The organism is Mycobacterium sp., from assembly GCF_049280035.1.
In the GTDB taxonomy this organism is placed as follows: Bacteria; Actinomycetota; Actinomycetes; order Mycobacteriales; family Mycobacteriaceae; genus Mycobacterium.
On the sequence record NZ_JBAPPI010000587.1, the window covers coordinates 1 to 2,276 of the forward strand.

1 protein-coding gene and 2 pseudogenes are annotated in these 2,276 nt (G+C 65.3%); all 3 read right to left on the reverse strand.

Features of this window, described 5'->3' with window-relative positions; translation table 11 throughout:
• Positions 1-309: pseudogene (locus WAN71_RS19135) on the reverse strand (Mce protein); the annotation flags it as partial.
• Positions 279-1,844, reverse strand: a complete 1,566-nt coding sequence (locus tag WAN71_RS19140) for an MCE family protein (RefSeq protein WP_422226838.1) — start codon at positions 1,842-1,844, stop codon at positions 279-281. The pseudogene WAN71_RS19135 and the gene WAN71_RS19140, both read right to left, overlap by 31 nt.
• Positions 1,838-2,276: pseudogene (locus WAN71_RS19145) on the reverse strand (mammalian cell entry protein); the annotation flags it as partial. The pseudogene WAN71_RS19145 and the gene WAN71_RS19140, both read right to left, overlap by 7 nt.

A 2,276-nucleotide genomic window follows, 5' to 3' on the forward strand; every position in this document is an offset into this window, starting at 1 on the left:
GTCAGAACGCAGCGCCAGGTAGCCGCCCGCGCCGAGACCGCCGGCCAGCACGACGAGCGCTGCCGCGATGCCGACCAGCCAGCCGCGGCCCAGACGCGACGCGCTTCGCCCGTCGTTCGCCGAGTCGGTCGCATCCTCGGTGCTCGCCTCGGTGTCGACCTCCGATTCCGATGAATCCTCGGCCTCGATGTCGTGATTGAGATCCTCGGTGGTTGTCTCGGTGCTGGTCTGGTCGGTTCCGACCTCGGAAGACGACGAATCATCGGTCTCGTTCGGATTCAGCCGGCTGGCGCCAGCATCGCCTTCCATCCGTCATCTCCTGTGTTGCTCGAGTTGCTGACGGAGTATTTGGCACCGTCAGGGCCCACCACCTCGCCACTCATCGGACTATAGACGGCGGCCGGTGGCCCGCCCGGAGTGTAGACGCAGGGGTTGGGCTGCTGCCCGTTGCACTGAACGCTACCGGTACCCGGCCGCTGCAGCGGATCGCTAATCGGCGGCGGTGTCAGCCCGGCTGGCGGCAGCCTATCGGCAGGCAGTGGGTTCAGGCCGTTGTTGACCGACGGCGCCGGTATCACGTGGCCGGGATCTACCGGCTGATCGCATCGCGCGCCCGGTGCCGGGCAGTTCCGGAACTGGTTGGGGTCGCCGAACCACGGGTTGGTGCCCAGCGGCACATAGGGTTTGTTGCTCCGGCAGTCCTCCGGCGTCGCCGCGCGTTTCCCCGGGACATCGACACACGGAATGTTGCGCGCTCCGCGCACCGCGTTAGCCTGGAAGTCCTGCGGGATCCTGCAGTAGTTCCCTTCCCGCAGCGGCGCAATGCTGGTATCCGCGGGCGAGCGCCACTCCGGTGCCGGCCTAAAACCGGTCAAACAGGGCGGCGGGTAGTTGATCGCCAGCGAGAGGTCCAGCGAGGCCATGTGGTCCTTCTCGTACGGCGCGGATATCGTCTGCACGAGCGACCCGAGCTGCGGCAAGAACACCAGCGTCTGCTCGACGCCGCCGTGGTAGCGCTTGAGCATGTCGATCACGATCTCGAGGTTGGCCAGGGTCTGCGGCAGGGCCTCGCGGACGTCGCTGAACACCGAGTTGACTTGATCGGCGGTCGGCGCCGCTTGGGATAGAACGCTTCTCAGATGCGAGTCTTCTTGAGCGGACTCCGCACCCAATATGTTCAGGTTGTGTGCCCAGCGGTCGATCGCGCTACTCGACTTGGCCTGGCTGTCCAAAATCGGCGCGGAGTTCTGAATGATGTCGTCGACGTCGTTGATGTTGGTTTTGAAGTCACTGACGATCGCCTGGGTGGAGTCGACCAGCCGTTGCAACGCCGGACCCAATCCGCCGACTGCTTCCGCGGTCTCGTCGAGCAACTGGCCGATCTTGTCCTTGGGCAGTACCTCGAGCCCACGGTTGGCGGTGTCCAGCGCCGGGCCGATGTCGCTCGGCACGGTGCCGTTGGTCATGGTCTGCCCGGGCGAGAAGAAGCCGCTCGCTTTGCCCTCCGACACCAGGTCCAGATACTGCTCACCGACCGCTGACACCGAGTGAACGTTCGCCGATGCGTCAGCCGGAATCTTGTACCGGCTATCGATGCTCATCGTCGCCTCGGCGCCGTGCTCGGTCGGCTCCACGTCGGTCACCTTGCCGATAGTGATACCGCGGTAGGTCACGTTGGCCGTCGGGTACAGACCGCCGGAAGCCGGCAGCTCGGCCTTCAGCGGGTACTGGCCGATGCCCGCCAGGCTTGGAAGGCGCAGGTAGTACCAACCCAGTACCAGAAGGGCAACCACCGTCAGGATGCTGAACAGCACCAGCTGACGCCTGATGAAACGAGTCAGCATTGCCGGTCCGCCCTCTCCACCAGCGGCCCCCCGGGGGCGTCGTTCGGGTTCGGCGTGTACCGCACGTCGGGGATCATCGTCGCGGGGTCGCGACCAAACGACTGCTCCCATGCCCGCAACGCGCCAGAGAACCCGGTCCCGGTGAGGAATGCATTGTCAATCGCCGACAACGTCGTGTCGACCTCGAGCGACGAGTTCATGAAGTCGCCGCGGATCAGCTTCGGAGCGCTGTCGAGGTCGAACGGTGCGGTGAAGATCAACTTCAACGCACCCAGCAGGTCGGGCGACGCACGGCCCAGCTCCTTCAACGGGCACTGGAGCAACTGGAAGTCCTGGTGCAGCGGTCCCCGCGCTTCGCCCAGGTACAGGGCGGCGGCTTGGCTGAGCTGGCCCACCGACTCAACCGCGTCGATCAAATGCTGTTGATAGTCC